The organism is Paraburkholderia sp. A1RI_3L, assembly GCF_048957895.1.
GTDB classification, from domain to species: Bacteria; Pseudomonadota; Gammaproteobacteria; order Burkholderiales; family Burkholderiaceae; genus Paraburkholderia; species Paraburkholderia kururiensis.
Genome location: NZ_JARCHA010000030.1, coordinates 1 through 16,028 on the forward strand (window position 1 = coordinate 1; position 16,028 = coordinate 16,028).

Annotated in this window: 12 protein-coding genes and 3 pseudogenes; 12 read left to right on the forward strand and 3 right to left on the reverse strand. The window is 60.2% G+C overall.

The features are described from left to right. From PXJ20_RS32165 to PXJ20_RS32175, 3 genes are all read left to right on the forward strand, one after another. On the forward strand, positions 1–830 hold an 830-nt coding region (locus PXJ20_RS32165), incomplete at its 5' end, for an OmpA family protein (protein WP_421057480.1). 75 nt (positions 831–905) lie between these two features. Next, positions 906–1,076, forward strand: a complete 171-nt coding sequence (locus PXJ20_RS32170) for a hypothetical protein (protein ID WP_421032876.1) — start codon at positions 906–908, stop codon at positions 1,074–1,076. 111 nt (positions 1,077–1,187) lie between these two features. After that, positions 1,188–1,679: a hypothetical protein gene (locus PXJ20_RS32175; protein ID WP_421032875.1), complete on the forward strand. Its 492-nt coding sequence runs from the start codon at positions 1,188–1,190 to the stop codon at positions 1,677–1,679. Between the two features lie 190 nt (positions 1,680–1,869). Here PXJ20_RS32175 and PXJ20_RS32180 read toward each other — a convergent pair whose 3' ends face one another. Continuing rightward, a complete protein-coding gene (locus tag PXJ20_RS32180; RefSeq protein ID WP_421032874.1) occupies positions 1,870–2,289 on the reverse strand; it encodes a MarR family winged helix-turn-helix transcriptional regulator in 420 nt (139 codons plus the stop codon). A 556-nt stretch (positions 2,290–2,845) separates the two neighbouring features. Here PXJ20_RS32180 and PXJ20_RS32185 point away from each other — a divergent pair. Then, positions 2,846–3,670, forward strand: coding sequence for an EAL domain-containing protein (locus PXJ20_RS32185; protein ID WP_421032873.1), 825 nt, complete (start codon positions 2,846–2,848; stop codon positions 3,668–3,670). Between the two features lie 460 nt (positions 3,671–4,130). On the opposite strand, the pseudogene PXJ20_RS32190 reads toward PXJ20_RS32185, so the two are convergent. Together PXJ20_RS32190 and PXJ20_RS32195 are read right to left on the reverse strand one after the other, a co-directional pair. Continuing rightward, positions 4,131–4,689 (reverse strand): annotated as a pseudogene (locus tag PXJ20_RS32190) (IS5 family transposase); the annotation flags it as partial. Positions 4,690–4,727: 38 nt separating this feature from the next. Beyond that, positions 4,728–5,606: pseudogene (locus PXJ20_RS32195) on the reverse strand (IS110 family transposase); the annotation flags it as partial. A gap of 487 nt (positions 5,607–6,093) precedes the next feature. Between PXJ20_RS32195 and PXJ20_RS32200 the strand changes: the two are divergent. The 8 genes and pseudogenes from PXJ20_RS32200 to PXJ20_RS32235 form a co-directional block, all read left to right on the forward strand. Continuing rightward, positions 6,094–7,014, forward strand: coding sequence for a hypothetical protein (locus tag PXJ20_RS32200; protein WP_421032872.1), 921 nt, complete (start codon positions 6,094–6,096; stop codon positions 7,012–7,014). 1,376 nt (positions 7,015–8,390) lie between these two features. Further along, positions 8,391–8,852 carry a hypothetical protein gene (locus tag PXJ20_RS32205; RefSeq protein WP_421032871.1) on the forward strand — a complete coding sequence of 154 codons (462 nt, stop codon included), beginning with the start codon at positions 8,391–8,393 and terminating at the stop codon, positions 8,850–8,852. Positions 8,853–8,879: 27 nt separating this feature from the next. Beyond that, positions 8,880–9,614, forward strand: coding sequence for a response regulator transcription factor (locus PXJ20_RS32210; RefSeq protein ID WP_421032870.1), 735 nt, complete (start codon positions 8,880–8,882; stop codon positions 9,612–9,614). Between the two features lie 558 nt (positions 9,615–10,172). Beyond that, positions 10,173–11,567: a hypothetical protein gene (locus PXJ20_RS32215; RefSeq protein WP_421032869.1), complete on the forward strand. Its 1,395-nt coding sequence runs from the start codon at positions 10,173–10,175 to the stop codon at positions 11,565–11,567. 92 nt (positions 11,568–11,659) lie between these two features. Then, complete coding sequence (locus PXJ20_RS32220; protein WP_421032867.1) at positions 11,660–12,145, forward strand: hypothetical protein; 486 nt, start codon at positions 11,660–11,662, stop codon at positions 12,143–12,145. Positions 12,146–12,387: 242 nt separating this feature from the next. Further along, positions 12,388–13,089, forward strand: a complete 702-nt coding sequence (locus tag PXJ20_RS32225; protein WP_421032866.1) for a response regulator transcription factor — start codon at positions 12,388–12,390, stop codon at positions 13,087–13,089. A 1,285-nt stretch (positions 13,090–14,374) separates the two neighbouring features. Continuing rightward, positions 14,375–15,622, forward strand: a complete 1,248-nt coding sequence (locus PXJ20_RS32230) for a DUF937 domain-containing protein (protein ID WP_421032865.1) — start codon at positions 14,375–14,377, stop codon at positions 15,620–15,622. A 1-nt stretch (position 15,623) separates the two neighbouring features. After that, positions 15,624–16,028 (forward strand): annotated as a pseudogene (locus tag PXJ20_RS32235) (polysaccharide export protein); the annotation flags it as partial.

Here is a 16,028-nt window from a genome sequence, read left to right on the forward strand (position 1 = left end):
CCTCCGCCACGGTTCCGGCCGCCGCTTCCATGGATCCCGTCTCCTGGCTCGACGCCCGCTCCAGCGGCGCCGGCGTGCCCGCCGTCGACGCACGCCTGGCCAGCGACGCCCAGCGCGCCACGCTCGAGCACGCCCTGGACGCACGTTTCGGTTCCGCCCGTCCGCCCGCCAGCGTCTCCATCGACGATTCCGCCGGCCTGCCGCCCTGGCTCGACCATCTCGACGCGCTGCTGCCGGTGCTGGCCGTGCCCCGTGCCGAACTCTCCGTGCAGGGCCACCGTGTCCAGCTCGGCGGCCTGCCGGCACCCCAGGCCGCCGCCTGGCGCCAGCAGCTCCAGCAGGCCCTCGGCCCGGCCTTTACCGTCGCCGGCCCGGACGATCCCGCCAGCGCGCGCCTGCAGGCCACCGACGCCTTCCTGCGCGCCATGGCCGCGCTGCTGCAGACCCCCGAGCCCTGCCAGGCCTCCGCGGCCGTGCCCGTGCTCAACCTGCAGCCCCTCGACTTTGCCCCCTCCAGCGGCCACGTCCCGCCCGCCGCCACGGAGAACCTTACCCAGACCGCCCGGCTGCTCGCCGCCTGCGCCGCGCGCGGCCAGCCGCTGCACCTGTCCATCGACGCCTGGACCGACCGGCACGGCGACCCCGCCGCCAATCTCGCCCTCTCACACAAGCGCGCCGATGCCGTGCGCGCGTTCCTCGCCGCCGCCGGTGTGCCCCCCGCAACCCTCACGGCCCGCGGCCACGGCGCCACCGACCCGGTCGCCGGCAACCTCACCGACGCCGGCCGCCTGGCCAACCGGCGCATCCGCTTCACGCCCCTGCCGCCATGACGCGCCACTGCCATGCACCCAAGCCGCTCCACCACCGCCAGCCGGCCCCTCCCGCCGCGCCCGGGCCTGCCCGACATGAAGCCGTCCGCCACACCCGCGCCCGGCCGCCACACCCGCGCCAGAGGGCAGGGCGCCGCGCGCGCCGCCCTGGCTCCCGTGCTCGCCTCGCTGGCCATCCTGGGCCTCGCCGTGCTGTTCGCCCGGACCCTGCTGCAGCTGCTGCTGGCCATCGTCTTTCCGCGCTGACGCGCCACCTGAACCGGAGTGCCCCATGACCATCCGCCAATCCCCGCCCGCCATCCCGCTGCCGGCCCGCTGCGGCCTCACCGCCACGCCCTCCTGATGGAATCCGGCAGCATGCAACCGGCCGCCATGCCCACCGACCCGGACACCGCGCACGCGGACACGTCCCTTCCGCACAGCGCGCAGCACCAGCCGCCGCCGTGCTTTGCCACCGGCCCCGTCTGCCTGCGCACCATGCACGCCTCGCTGCCGCGCGGGCATTGCCGCCTGCTCGACCGGCTCGGGCAGGGCGGCCTCGGCGACCACGCCTTCCTGGTCGCGCTGCTGGTCGTGCCGCTGCTCGACTTCTGCGAGCTGCGCCGCCTGCCTGAGACCAACCTGCGCGCCGCCAGCGGGCTTGATCCCCACCAGTGGAACAGCGCCATCAACGAACTCGTGCGCCTCGGCGCGCTGCGCCGCATCTGGCCGCGCTCGCCCAACCGCCGCATTCCCGCCTTCCGCCTGGCCCGCCACTTCCAGCTGCCCCCCGCCGGCTGCTCCGCCGCTGCCACCCTACCCGCGGGGCAGGGCGCGTCCGACACCGCCCATGACGACAGCACACCATGAACACCCCGCCACCGCCCGCCCTGTCCGACCACCCCGTCGGCGGATTCGCCTGTCCCGTCCGCACGCAGAAGACCCGCCACTACTGGACAGCACTCCTGACAAAACGTCCACCGCCCACCGCCGGGCCATCCCGGCCATCTGCCCAGCCGCATGCATCCCCGCACCGTGCTCAGCCCGCGGCGCCATCGCCTCAGCCGCGATAGCGTCGGCGCGCCTCAGCTAGCAACGAGTGAGCACTTCGGGCAAAGGTTGTGGCATCACTCGCGTTGAGAGCAGCCTGCATAAAGTCTGCTGCCTCGCGCTCTGCAACGGCGACTACCTGCTGGACTATTCCTCTTGCGTGCGGAGATAGGTCCAGACATATGACACGCGCGTCCTGTGAAGAAATGTCGCGCGTCACCAGTCCCTTCCGGACCAGCGCACTGACTGTTTTCGACGTCGCAGTACGTTCAAACCAAAGTCGTGCCAGCAGTTCTTTATGCGAGACGCCAGGCCGCTGAGAGATCGCGCGCAGAATCAGCAATTCCGTCAGACTAATTCCGAAATGCGCTTCCAGCTTGGCAGCGGCGGCCCGCTTAACCAGATAATTCATTTCATCTAGCAGGACCATGACTAGCTCAGGCATTTCGCGCGCGTCGCCTCTCTCAGTGGTAGACATGTGAATGTTGAAAATAGTGCGATTTGCACATAATATCACTATCGAATGCTAACGAAATTACGTACGTTGGAGCATCTGATTAATTAATACAAATAGGATGCCTAAGGACTGAGACCAGCTATCGATGCTACGGCCTTGCGGGGAGTCCGGTCGAGCCCGGATAGAAAGAGATGATGACGGCCACGCCGATGTCATCGTATCGGCAGGTGTGCACAGTTCTCAGGATTGAAACGAAGTGAGGTGGAGAGGGGCAGGATGCTTCGAGCGCTGCCCAGCAAATGGCGAGCATTGGACCATGGCTCATCACGCTGGCGTGGTGCCGAGGTGATTTCATGGATTTGTTGATGGCGCTGGTGCGCACCAGGATGAAGGCTAGCGGCGCGAACATGCGTACGGCTTATACATGTGCCGTGAACTTGCACTATTGCCGGTCGCTGGGTTGGGCAACGTGTCAAATTCAAACTGGCAACGGATGGGCCGCGGGAAATCGGGGAAAAGGAGGTGCAGCGTGAAGCCGTTCGTGGATACCACCGTGACGTTGGCTGAGCGAGCGCGAGTGCTGGCAGACATGGCGATCGTGCGGCACGTCACCGAGGCGACCATGCGCGGCGATGTCGTTTTGCATGCACAACCGGTGACTAGTGTGCGCAATCCCGGCATGTTGCTCTATCGCGAATGTCTTGTCCGTATCCGTCGTCTTCGTACCGGTGAGCTTGTATATCCCGGCAGGTTCGTAGCGGCGCTCGAAAGAACCGGGGCCATCCAGCAATTCGATCGTCATATGGTCGCAATGGTGACCGACATGTTGCGCCACCACGTTGATCTGCGTCTTGGCGTGAACGTTTCCGCGCAGTCCGCGCACCTCGGGTCCTGGTGGGGCGAGGTTTTTGAAGAGCTTGAGAATTCCCCCACGGTCGCAGGGCGACTGGTGATCGAAATTACGGAGACAGCGCCAATGAGGCGTGGCGCCGGGCATGCTTTTGCCGCTCGCGCCCGCGAAGTTGGGTGCCGTATCGCAATAGACGATTTCGATTCGGGGCACGGCCGTGAAACTGCTACCGCACTCGGCTATTCCGATTTCGTAAAGATTTCGGCGGGGTGCCTCCACGGTGCGTGCGCATCCGGGGAAGGCAGGCAGGTGCTTTCGGAACTCGTCGCCCATGCATCGGGGATTACCCGCGATGTGATCGTCGAAGGCGTGGAAACTGCTGAGGGCCTTGAGATTGCCCGTGCCAGTGGTGCTCGCTGGGTGCAGGGATTTCATCTCGGACGACCAGTACCGCTGTGGGACGACGTGCGCAACCCAGACGACGACTTTGCCCCGATTTGCTGAGAGTCCGGTGCACCGTGGCCATGTCATTGCCTTTGGTTCAACGCTATAGATGGGGATCAACCATCCGGTCGTTAGATTGTTGCCAACGTTATCGGATTACGGGTTCAAGAGGAATCTTTGTCCAAATGAATCAGACCGCTCGCAACAGCGAGTTGCGAGCATCATCGCAAAGCACTTCAAGCGGAGCACCTCGTCGAACGTGCCGACTTCTTTGGCACTCGCTCGGCGGCTGTACGGGTGGCGTCTAGAGAGGGTCTCCGCCCGAGTCTCATCGCCGGTGGAAGTGGGTTTGTCGTGTCCGGCAATTGGAGCCGATCTCGGGTGTTGTGTTGATGCGAAGTTTTTTGCCTGCTGCGGCTCAAGGAGATGACCACTTCCGCCAGATCTACATCACAGCGTGCGTAGTACATATGACCGGCTACAACTGCGCGTGCTGGTCCAGTCGATTGCGCTGTTAGTATTCCTCACCCGTATAGCCCTGATCCGCAAACGCCACTTTCACGGTTTCTCCCGTAGCCTGCTGTACCTGACGTGCCAGTTCCCCGACCTGCGCGCGTTCCTGCTCGTTGGCCGGCGTCACGTGTACGGCCAGCAACTGGCCCAACGTGTCGACCGCCATATGGACTTTGCTGCCACGCTTGCGCTTGTAGCCGAACCCGCACGCGGACCACTTTCTCAGGTGGACTGCAACGTACGTGCGTCAAGGATCACCGCACTGGGCGGCCCTGACGCCCCTGCGCCACGCGGATGACCGAACGCAGATCGCTGACCATGCGCTCGAAACACCCCGCCGCCAGCCACCGCTGCGTTTGCTGATACACCAACTCCCACGGTGGGAAGTTGTTGGGCAGCATGCGCCACGGAGCACCCGCACGCGCCAGCCAGCGCAACGCGTTAAACATTTCGCGCAACTCATATTTGCGCTGTGGCGCCTCAACGTCCATCAGCGTCAGATAGGGAGCCGCGAAGCTCCATTCCTCGTTCGACATATCCGTCGGGTAGGGTTTGCGTTTTGCCATCCAGCCAGGATACCAGGCCTGGCCGCATGTGCCTAACCCTGATTCTCGCCGAGACTGGCAATGACGGCGCGGGCGCCGTTGACCAGCAGACCGCGCAGATAGGTGTCACCTGCCTTGGTAATGCTGCCCAGCCGCGCCTTACCGCCGCTGCTGTATTGACCGGGCGTAAGTCCGATCCAGGCTGCTACCTGTCGACCGTTTTTAAAGTCGTGCCCGGCACCGATACTGGCAAGCAATGCACTGGCCGTGGTCGGGCCGATGCCGAGCAATTGCATCAGCCTCTTGCTGCGCGCATCCGCACGCGCGATCTCAGCGATCGCGCGGTCGTATTCGAGCAGGCGATCCTCGATATGGCCTGCATGCTCGAGCAGATCGCTGATGCTACGCTTCGCCCAGCCTGGCAATGTGTCCAGATGTTCCGTGATGTACCTGCGCAACTTCTCCGGGCTCTGTGGCAGCACTACACCGAATTCCGAGAGCAGGTCTCGCAACCGGTTGTAGGTCGCAGTCCTCTCTTCGACGAAACCCTGTCGTGTCCGATGCAGGCAAAGCGTCGCCTGCTGATGCTCGTCCTTCAGCGGCACGAAACGCATGTTCGGTCGCGTCACCGCTTCGCAGATCGCAGCAGCATCGGCCGCGTCGTCCTTGCCGCGCTTGCCCGACATGCGATAAGGCGCGACGAGACTGGGCGCCATGAGCTTGACCGTATGGCCGTGCTCCTGGAACATGCGGGCCCAGTGATGCGCCCCGGAGCACGCTTCCATGCCAATGAGGCACGCAGGCAACTGTGCGATCAACGTCGCCAGCTGATCGCGCGGCACACGTGGCTTGATCAGTATCGCTTTGCCGGTTTCGGCCACACCGTGAACGGCAAAGACATGCTTGGCAAGATCGATCCCGATAGTAACAATAGGCATGGACTTCCCCTCTCGCTGGTGTCGATGAACGTTCGCAACTTCATCCTGGCACATTGATGCCGATTCGCGGCTTCCGCCGCAGCCTCGGGACGGGGAAGTCCCTTTCATTCTCTAGCGCTTGGACTCGTCCCGCACTAACTAACAGGATGCCGATCGCTCATCTCGCGTTCCATCTTCATCGCGTGCCCTGGGCTCACGCCCGGCAGTTTTGTAGACTTTTTCCTGAAACGGGACATGCAGCGCTGTTCCGCGGTTGTCCGGAAGCGCTTCTCCAACGCCCGTTCAGGCTCGTGTGCCGTTGGTAAGTGGTTCCGTTAAACATTTTGCCATTCTTTGCAATTCCATATCCAACTCAATCCTATACTCCAATATAAAAGACAGAAATGCATGAACCAATAAACATAACGCACCCACGGGTCTTAAATTGAAAACGCTGGGAAATACTTATTTTCGGATCAGTCCGTCTATTAGAAGGAGGTGACTGCAGATGTGTACTTTGAGGCTTTCGAAATATTTGTGGATAGTCGCTGCTGGCCTTCTTATCAACGCCATGCCAGCCTTCGCGACAGGCGGCTATCTCACCTTTGCTTCCCCCGCAGGCACGCCAGCGCTCCTAGACGAACTCGATTTTACGTTTCGTATGGGTAACAATCCCGGTCCAGATGCAAACGTCTATTTTTCCCACAACTTTAACTTCATTTCCTCTCGTCAGGAGTGGCCAGGCCTGAGCGGCTACATTGGTCTTCAGTCAACAGCAATCCTCGGCGCCGGTACGCAAACCTACGCGCTCGTTACCGTCTGGCCTCAAGTCGGGCAGGTAGTGAACCTGCAGCCGGGCCCCGCCGCAACCTGTAACGAGCAGAATGCTTCAGCGGAGGGGCATGTCGCTACATGCGTCATTACTTCAGCGAATGTACTGGCTACGGCACCGATGAAAAACGGTGACACGTTCAGGATCTACATCCGGAACGTAGATGCGCCGGCGCCTAACCCGGTCCTCACGAGTCCGTTTTCGACAGGTCCCGCCCATGGTCCCATCATGCGCCCTGTTGCCCCCCTTCGGGGCGGGGTGCATATGTACCAATTCGGTATCCAGAACCTGCGAAGCGGCGCAGTAACGGTGCTTGGAACAATGTCTATCATCGGAATATCGGGTCTCAGTAGCGCAGGCGTGTCACACTTTCTCGAGTATTTCGGCGGTAATGCAGGTGACTGCCATGCTATTCCATACACCGCCTACACAGAAGAGGGTCCCGTAGGTTGGTCTGCTGGCAAGAAATACAGGTATTCCGTATTCCCGAACCCGCAAGCGCCGACATTCGGGCCATGTCCGTCCAATGTGACGTTCGCCACGGATAACTTGCGAGGCAGTGTTGAATTTGCAATCGACACGCCGTATCGCCCCTGATCTTTTGCACTGCTGCAAGGCACCTGCACTGCCACATTATGGTGCGGTCCGCGCCTCGACCATAATGCGTGCTGCCTCGGCCGCATGGGCTGCAACTTAGCGACAATAGGCTCACCTCGTAGGGAGGTGAGGATTGAAGTCGATAAAGGTATGCGAGTTTTGCATCTTGTGATGGCCTTCGCTGCCTGATGCCGGCTATCGGGCGACATCGACTGTCGTTCGTTTGGGGCAGACCACCCAAGACCATGTAGATCCTCCATTGAATCGCAGTGGGTGTCGTGCGCGGAAAGGAGGAACGCTCTGCAGGGAGCACTCACGCGCTCTGCACACCAACGCTAAGGAATTGAAAATGCTTGATGGTATGAGGGGGAGTGAAAGTGGACCAGTGTGCGCTCGCAGAGTCCGCAAAAGGTCGATTTCGGTGTGAACTTCTTTCGGGGACGGCCAGCTGATCCGGAACGTGCTGGTAACACGCCCAACGTTGCGAGTGTGGGAGTGATGCTGATGGCTCCCGGCTGAATACCCTCTTCGGGACTGCACGGTTCGCGATGCCCACGTCCCATGGTCGGACGGAGCGATGCCCAAATGAGAGATACCGGGCGCAAGCTGCCGGAGACATCGTGGAAGCACACGGAGAGGTAGTGCCATCACTCGGCAGTCTTGGCGCAGCACCCCGTGTTCGTAGCGGACTTGCGCGCGCGTGAATCCTCGCGTGACCGCAATGGGCATTGCGTCACCAACACCTTGGTGGTTCTCAATGCGCAGACAGCGCTTGCCGATGCACTGCAGGCGCGCATCGGCTCGTAGTGTACTGCTCGACGAGGCTGGTGAATGCTCAAACGGGGGGTGCTGGTTCGAGAGGCCATAAACGCAACAGAAAGGTTTTCACAAGGGGCAAGCATGTACCACTTCAGTTCTGACATTGGGCTCAGTCGCGCGAGAAGACAGACACCTCTGAGGTGGACCGTAGGAGCTCGAGCTGATGTGTCCGAGACGGGTGGGTGCCGACGATCGAAGGTGCGAACGCTGCCGTGTGCCAGTTCACCCGCAATCGCATCGCTCTTCCCAGCGACAGTTGATCCGTTATCTGGCGCTACCCCTGCCGCCCGTGCGGCATGCGGGGATGGTCGGAACCGATGCAATGATCACTGCGCGGCTGGTGCGGGACCCGCCGCGTGCGCTTCGACCTATGCCACATTGCCGTTGGTAAGTGTGGCCGTTGCAACCGTCGAGTTTCGCTGCGCCACCGTGCCGTCGAGTGCGCGGCCTGCTGGTGCCCGGTCCATGCATGGGGGCAGGAAGCCGCCCCGTTCTCGACAGCTCGCCATGTGTGCTCCCCAATCATCCGTCTGCTTTGCCTGTACGGCGTTTTTGTTATGAGCCGCCATTCTTCTCGCTCCCCTTCCCGTCGGCCCGCGCGCCGGTCCCTTCCCCGCGAGCAGTTGTTGCCGTTGCCGGCTGTCAAGGCGCGCGCGCTGTCGCTTGAACAGCATCTCGCGCTGGAGGCCATGCGGCAGGGTCATGGCAGCGTCGAACAAGTTGCCATGCTGGTGCGGGTTATTTATCTGGCGTATTTCATCGGGCGCGCCACGCGCGAGCCCGTTGACCTGGACCTGCTGCGCACGGCGGAGGCTGCGCTCGAACGCTGTGGCGAGAGCGGCCAAAACGAGGGCAACTGGACGCTTGCTGCAGACGACTGCGCAGTGGTCGCGCAGGTGCTCATACTGCACGACCGGCAGCTTGCGTGGCTGCCCGCGTTCCGGTACGGGCAGGCATGGATCCGCATCCAGGCGTTCGTCGAGGGCCCCGCCGAATCGCCGCTGCCGCCGCCCGCATGAGCCCCTAGCGCGAATCAGGCGACTGCCATGCACATTTTCATTCTGGATGAAGATTCTGGCTGGCTTGAGCTTGCCCGAAACGTGCTTTCGCGGGCTGGCCATCGGTGCCATCTTTTCCGCAGGGGACGGGATCTGACGGAAGCAATGGGCGGTCATGAGGGTGATCTCGTAATGCTTGGGCACAGTTCGCGCGATATGCCTGGCGAGGAGGTATTGCGATGGATCCGTAGTAACTGTCGCTCGGATCTGCCAGTGCTGCTCACGGCGGAGCGGGCGACGCCCGGCGAGGTGGTTCAAATGCTCAACGCCGGCGCCGACGATTTTGTAATCAGGCCGGTCGATCCCGACATTCTGGTTGCGCGGGTGTCGGCCCTGCTGCGCCGCTGCGGTGGAAGGGGGACGTCTGGCGCAAAACTCGAGCATAGGGATTTTCTGTTCGACCTGAAAGAAGAGCATACGTACCGGCGGGGGCAATACATTGCGCTGTCGCGCAAACAGTTTCAGGTGGCCGTCCTATTCTTCAGGAATGTCGACAAACCGCTGTCCAGAGCGCACATGCTTGAGTCGGTGTGGAAGCAGTCTGACAGTGGTGTGCGCACCCGAACGGTGGACACGCACGTGTGGGCAGTGCGAAGCAGATTATCGCTGCGGCCGGAGAACGGGTATCTGATCGTCCCGCTGTACGGCTACGGCTATCGCCTGGAGGATCTCGCGCAGAAGGACGGGCGCCCGGCCGGGAAAGGGCGCACGCTGAAAGCCTGAGGGATGGCGTCCCGCAAGGCTGCGAAGGCGAACGGAGCAAGGCGCGGTTGAGAACTCTGCCGCCTCGTGGAGAAATGGGCTCGCCGCCGATGGACGTAAGGGGTGCTCGAGCACCGTCTAGACCAATGGCTCCAAAGTGGACACAGTAGGCCCCACCAAACGAGTGGTGGAGACTACTTTGTCACCTAGGATAGCGACAGGAGCAAAACGCACGCGTATCTGTGCAGGCAGCCACCGTCTCGCCGGCAAGACCCGGGTCTTCCATCTATTTCAATCTCCGGCAATGGCGGACCTCACGTCCAAGGTCGATGCCACCACCTCCAACGTCCCGCTGAAATGGCGCTTCGTATCAGTGATTTTAAGGGACGGATCGTAACGCGATGTGTCGAGCTCAGGGCGTCATTATGGGCCGATCGGCAATCCGACCTCTGCGATCTGCAGCCCCGGAGCGACGCGATATGCCATTGCCACGGTATGCCACTGCGTCCACATAGGTGCGGTGAAGGAAGGTGCCGGGACAACCAGACTGCGTTTTCAGTTGCGATATTGGAGAAACTTATGAAGAAGATCGTCGCACTGGCAATTGCCGCGATATTACTCGGAACCACATTACGGTCTTTGGCTGACTATCAATTACCTGGTGCGCAGCCTTTGTTTACCAGGCTTGGATACAACTACGGGCCGTCGGTGATTACGGATGGAAAAACAAGAAAGTTCTGGTGGTGTGGCTTTGGCCTTGGCCCTTCCGGCTTCACAGATACGATCCAGTATCGCTATCAAGACGTAAGCACGGGGCAATGGTCACCGGTTACACAAGTGATGGCGCCGACGCCCGGTACGTGGGATGGCAAGTTTGTCTGTGATCCGTCAGTCATTGCAGGAAGTTTCGTGAATCCGGAAAGCGGAATTTCCTATACGTACGCAATGTACTATACCGCAACAGATTCGGATCAATCCAATAACAGGATCGGTGTTGCTTATTCGAATGATGGAGTCAACTGGGTAAAGTATAGCCAACCAGTTATTCTGCCGCAGCAGGTGAACGGCTCGTATGGCGCCGGGCAAGCAGCGACGTACAACTACAATGGTCGGGCAGGAGTGTATGTTTTTTATACGGATACGACGACCGGATTTGGGAATAGGGTGTTTGTCAGAAAGAGCGTAGATGGAGTCAATTTTGGCGCTCCCGTGCTTGTTTCGGATGCAAACAACGGAGGCCTTTCCCTCATGTCGAATGCCGACTTCGCATATGACATGGTCTCGCGTTACTTCTATGCGGTGCGGGAAACCATACCCTCACGTCCTGGTGACCGGGAAGTTTTCCAGTTGATGCTGGCGCGAATGCCTGCTGCGGATCTACTCGCGGGAGGAGGTCAATGGGAGGTGCTGGGTTTTGCCAATCCCGCATTAACCGGTTTCTACATGAATCACAATCCCGGAATACTTCGTAACGGCTTTGGCCAGATTAACATTACGTTGCCTAATGTCACAGCTTACTTTGCCGGAGGCACTAACGATCCAGCTACCTGGAATCTTGCTGCCGTTACCTGGCGCCCGACGCCGCAGGCTCTGACGCTCACACGATATTACTCATCCAGTTGCGGCAACGGGGGAACCCCAGAGCGGACCGTTACCGTGGGATATGTTGCGCAGAACTGCGGGTACCAGGCCGAGACCGTACTCGGTTACATAGACATGGGGCCGGCCGCAGGCGAGACGCCATTGTACTCGTGCATGTCCGGCAACGACCAGTTTCTTTCGCGCGATGCCCAGTGCGAGGGGCAGACTGCATGGGGCATCATGGGATACCTCTCTGATTCGGCCGCTGCGGGCACGAAGCCCCTCTATCGCTGCATCACATCTGCTACGGGTGACCATTTCGCGAGTCTTGACCAGAGCTGCGAGGGGCAAACAAACGAGTCGTTGCTCGGGTACATCAAGCAAAATCCCTAAGTGTTGATTTGCCGAGATGGATCCGACGCTCCTCCAGGGAAGCGCGACACTGCTGCGTGTCGTCTTAGCGGGACCATATCAGGAGATTCATCATGGAAATCGATGTTCCCGGCATTGATCTTGCCAAGAACGTCGTCCAGCTTCACGGTGCTGAATGTAGCGGGCGCGCGGTGCATCGGTCCAAAGTCAGGCGTGGAGCATTGATCGAGGCTGCTCAAAAGCTGCGCTCGCGACTCGTAGCAATGGGGGCCTGGAGTTCAGTTGATCATTTGGCGCATCGCCTTATCGGCATGGGTATCGAGGCTCGCTTGTTAAGCCGTCAACATGTAACGCTGATCGTGAAGAAAAACAAGAACGACCGTAACGATGCGGAGGCAAACGCCGTAGCAACCTCACGTCCGTTAACGCGTTCTGTTGCCGTTAAAGCGATCGAATGGCAAGACATCCAGGCCGTGCATCGAATGCCCTCCACCTTGGTACCCCGTTGTGCCGTGGTCATCCGATATTGTGTTCGTAGCCAAGCGCCCAATCACCGAGGGGTGTTTCCGCTGTTCCGCGAAATGTGTCGCATGGCATGAGGCGCGTTCCCTCACTAGCACGAGGACCGAATATGTGCGGTGATTCCCTGCAGAGGCGCAGCTTGAGCCGGCGAGATGCTGCGAGAGGCTCAAGCGGACGTTTGCGGCACTGAATTGCAGCATCTCGGCCGCCCGAAACGTTTTGTCGCCAGCGGTCGGTATCGATGTGGCGGCTGCAAAACAGTACCTTGTCGTGTTCGGGAAGCGTGCGCGACTTACCAAGAAAACTGGGTTTCCCTCTCATGCGACTAGCGATCCTCGACGACGATTCTGATCAGTTGCAGTTTGCCTGCGACGTTCTGGCGCCAGCGGGCTACAGTTGCTATTCGTTCCGTGCAGGAAAGGAGTTAATCAACTCACTGCGAAAGGAAACTTATGACCTTGTGATTCTCGACTGGAATCTGGGCGATGTGCCAGGAGTAGACGTGCTGCGCTGGATTCGAGGTAATTGTTCGCCCAATTTACCAGTGCTGTTTCTTACAATGCGATCGACCTCCCAGGATGTCGTATACGCGCTGAATTCCGGCGCTGATGATTATTTGATCAAGCCGGTGAACCGGGACATTTTTCTCGCGCGCATATCGACGCTGCTACGGCGATCCCGGATGCGAGAAGCGACGGTCGCACGACTTGAATATAAAGAATTCGTGTTCGATCTTAAGGAGGAGAAGGTGTATCGCTGCGGCGAGCATATTCCTTTGTCTCAAAAGGAATTTCAGGTTGCTGTTTTACTCTTTAGAAACATTGCAAGACCACTATCCAGGACGCAAATATTTCAAACCGTGTGGAAACATTCCGGCCATGGGATGATTACACGAACGGTAGATACGCATGTATCGGTGGTGCGGACAAAGTTGCGGTTGCGTCCCGAGAATGGCTACGTGCTCGTTCCCGTATATGGCTACGGTTACCGTCTTGAACATCTGGGCGAGGAGCCGGCATGAACGAACATAGACGTCATAGGGCATGCGCGCATTGGGAGATGAACGCCTTCCGCCCCGGTGATGCTGCCGGGCACCTTCGGAGTGCGCCGGCTCAGCCTAGTATCTTCGGGAATTCAGCGAGCGGCATACAGGATGCTCTGGAGCCGACAGCAGAGTAGAAGTCAACGTCTCCCGGAGACTGTCGTGCGAATCACACCGCTTATCCAACGCCTAACTCCTCCCTTTTGAATGGGATTGCGTATCAAGCGTCCGACCACGAGGCGCACTTCGTGTCCGAGACGATCAAACTGCGTGTAAAGCCAACCGTTGAGCGGGGAAGGAGATTTCGCGCCATTGCGGCAGGCGGCGTCATCGTCGTCATGCTTTCGCTGTCGAGTTTCTGTGATGGCTGCTTTGGTAGCTGCGGCTGCGTGCTTTGTTGCTCAAGACCCTGCCTCGACGATACAATCAGCAGCACGCTAATGGGACTAGCAATACTCCTTCGCGGCATTCCGGCCCAGGAGCGGCAGCCTCTATCGCGGCCGCTGGCCCGCGACAGCAGGAGCCTGCGATTGGTATCAGAAAATCGACGCAGGTCATAGCGGCCTTTTTTTGTTGCATTCGATTGCGCGGAGCCACTATACTTCAGCTAGCTCATCGCGAGTTGGCGATGCGGCGACAGTCCGCAGCATAGCGGACATCAAGTTCACTCCGAAATCGCCAGGCGCATCGAATTTGCGCTGTCCGGCGGCCATCCGTCCAAAGCATTCGCGGCGCGCAGAATTCTGCCGCATGACCTTTGTGTTTTCGTCTGCTTAGCATCCAGCTGGAGTGCGGGATCGGGGTATCAGCTTCCGTCGCATAACTGACACATGTGACCTTTAAGCGATTAGTAGTTCTACCAATGCAAGCGAGCACTCTCTTGTCGCTGTGAGCAATGTCTCCCAGGCGTGGCATTGCTGTCTCAAAGCCTGCGTTTCTGCCGACTCTGGCGCGCGAGATGTATTGCCTGGCGCAGATGCTGCGGTTCATTTGGCGATGGCAGTTCCCGATAGCTCGATTGATACTCAACATTGGTGAATTATCTTTCTTCTATTGGTTGAATCGTAGGTTGTTTGTGCGCGGTAGGCGGCTAGAAACATGTCGTCAATATTGCTTGAACATCTACAGAATCGGTCCATTTCGATGATGAACGTCGGTGTTGCCCGGTATGCATGCTGTCGCCTTCGGTGAGTAGCCAGCCGGACCATGGCATACAGGGTGGCGAACAAAACGTGGTTTTCTCACCAGCAAGAAGAGGCTTCGTATGGCTTATCCTGACGTTCTTCGAAAGTTGCGTGATCTGATTTCGGCTCCGATTATTGATCAGAGCCCTGCGTTTCTTGATGAGACGAAAAGCGGTGTAAAGGAAGCCGTTGAAGCGCTACTGCCGAACCTTCTCGCAGCCATTGTGCATAAGGGGCTGTCAAGCGTCGCCGGGTGCGACGCATTAGTGTCGGCGCTGAACTCTCCCGGCTTGGATGGGGCGATACCTCAGGTAAGCCTCGAGAACTGCTTTTCAGGCGGTTCGGTCACGGACTCTCTCATCACAACAGGAGCGGCTTCGCTGGCCGAGCTCTTCGGGGCGCGCGTGTATGCCCTGAACCATGCTGCGGCTAGCGTAGGCCATTTGAAACTGGAGAGCGGCAGATCCCTGCTCGCGATGAGTGCACCGTTTGCCTTGGCCGCTCTAAGAGATGCGTGGATGAACAAACCGCAAGACGCGACCCGAGCATCGCTCATCGGTCTTCTCCACGCTCAACGGCAGGCGCTGCATCCACAACTGCTCGATCGGTTCCTGGTGGCGCTTGGCATTCCTTCAGCGACGGTATGGATGGAATCCACCTCGATGCCGCCGCCTACACTGGAGCGGTCCCAGACCATGCATGGACCCGCTCAGCCGAGCGAAGGGAAGCGGGGGCATCGCGCACTATGGTTACTACTGTTGCTACTGTTGCTACTGTTGCTCGCGGCGTTGCTGGCCCTGGCCTATTGCACGCATGGTCTTCCCGGCGCAAACAAGACAGCGGCGACGACGGCGCCTGTGGTGCTGGTGGGGCCGGCATCGTCATCCGCACCGGCATCGTCGCCTGAACCGGCTTCGTCTACCGCTGCCGCCTCCGCCGCTTCCGCACCCGACGCTGCCTCCGAACCTGCGTCGAGCCCCGCGGCAACCTTGAAGCCGGGGCCGGCTCCCGTGGCGCCATTACTCGAAGTGCGCTTTGGTTACGCCAGTGCAGCGTTGCCCGCCGACTTCGCTCAGACGGCCGCCGAATGGATCGCGTACGCGAAAGATCATGCGGATGCCACGTTCGAGGTATCCGGCTTCGCGGACAACACCGGCGAGCAGGCGTTGAACGAGCGGCTTGCCGACCATCGTGCGGAGGTTGTCATGGCCGCACTGGTGAAGGCGGGTGTCGGCGCGGCGCAACTGTCCAAAGGGGCGTCTCAAGTCGTGAGCGATACCACCGACGCGACCGTGGCCCGGCGCGCCGAGGTACGGCCGAAACAGTGATATGCGTACCAGACCTGTGTTTCGCGCAAGCGTACTGGCCTTGTCGTTTGTGTGCGGCGCCTGCGCACTCGCGCCCACCGACGGCCCGGCAACACGCGACATCATCGCGCAGCAGCAGTCCCCCGCGCGTATCGAGGTGGTCGATCTGACGCCGGACGTCGTGGGCCGGATGCGCACGCTCGACACGCGCCGCACGTTCGCCGACCGCTTCACGCCCGCGCCATCACGCACGGACGTGCTGGGGCGTGGCGACATTGTCGCCATCACGATCTGGGAAGCCCCGCCGGCAACGCTCTTCGGCAGCAGCACGGACACGGCCGGTTCGATGGCGCCGGCCGCGGCGAAAGCCACCGCGCTGCCGGAGCAGACGATCGATTCGAACGGCAGGCTGATCGTCCCGTTCGCA

Excerpts from the sequence above, each read along its gene's own strand:
- PXJ20_RS32180 (WP_421032874.1), bottom strand. The coding sequence starts at position 2,289 with ATGGTCCTGCTAGATGAAATGAATTATCTGGTTAAGCGGGCCGCCGCT.
- PXJ20_RS32225 (WP_421032866.1), top strand. The coding sequence starts at position 12,388 with ATGCGACTAGCGATCCTCGACGACGATTCTGATCAGTTGCAGTTTGCC.
- PXJ20_RS32210 (WP_421032870.1), top strand. The coding sequence starts at position 8,880 with ATGCACATTTTCATTCTGGATGAAGATTCTGGCTGGCTTGAGCTTGCC.
- PXJ20_RS32200 (WP_421032872.1), top strand. The coding sequence starts at position 6,094 with ATGTGTACTTTGAGGCTTTCGAAATATTTGTGGATAGTCGCTGCTGGC.
- PXJ20_RS32175 (WP_421032875.1), top strand. The coding sequence starts at position 1,188 with ATGCAACCGGCCGCCATGCCCACCGACCCGGACACCGCGCACGCGGAC.
- PXJ20_RS32215 (WP_421032869.1), top strand. The coding sequence starts at position 10,173 with ATGAAGAAGATCGTCGCACTGGCAATTGCCGCGATATTACTCGGAACC.
- PXJ20_RS32205 (WP_421032871.1), top strand. The coding sequence starts at position 8,391 with ATGAGCCGCCATTCTTCTCGCTCCCCTTCCCGTCGGCCCGCGCGCCGG.
- PXJ20_RS32230 (WP_421032865.1), top strand. The coding sequence starts at position 14,375 with ATGGCTTATCCTGACGTTCTTCGAAAGTTGCGTGATCTGATTTCGGCT.
- PXJ20_RS32170 (WP_421032876.1), top strand. The coding sequence starts at position 906 with ATGAAGCCGTCCGCCACACCCGCGCCCGGCCGCCACACCCGCGCCAGA.
- PXJ20_RS32220 (WP_421032867.1), top strand. The coding sequence starts at position 11,660 with ATGGAAATCGATGTTCCCGGCATTGATCTTGCCAAGAACGTCGTCCAG.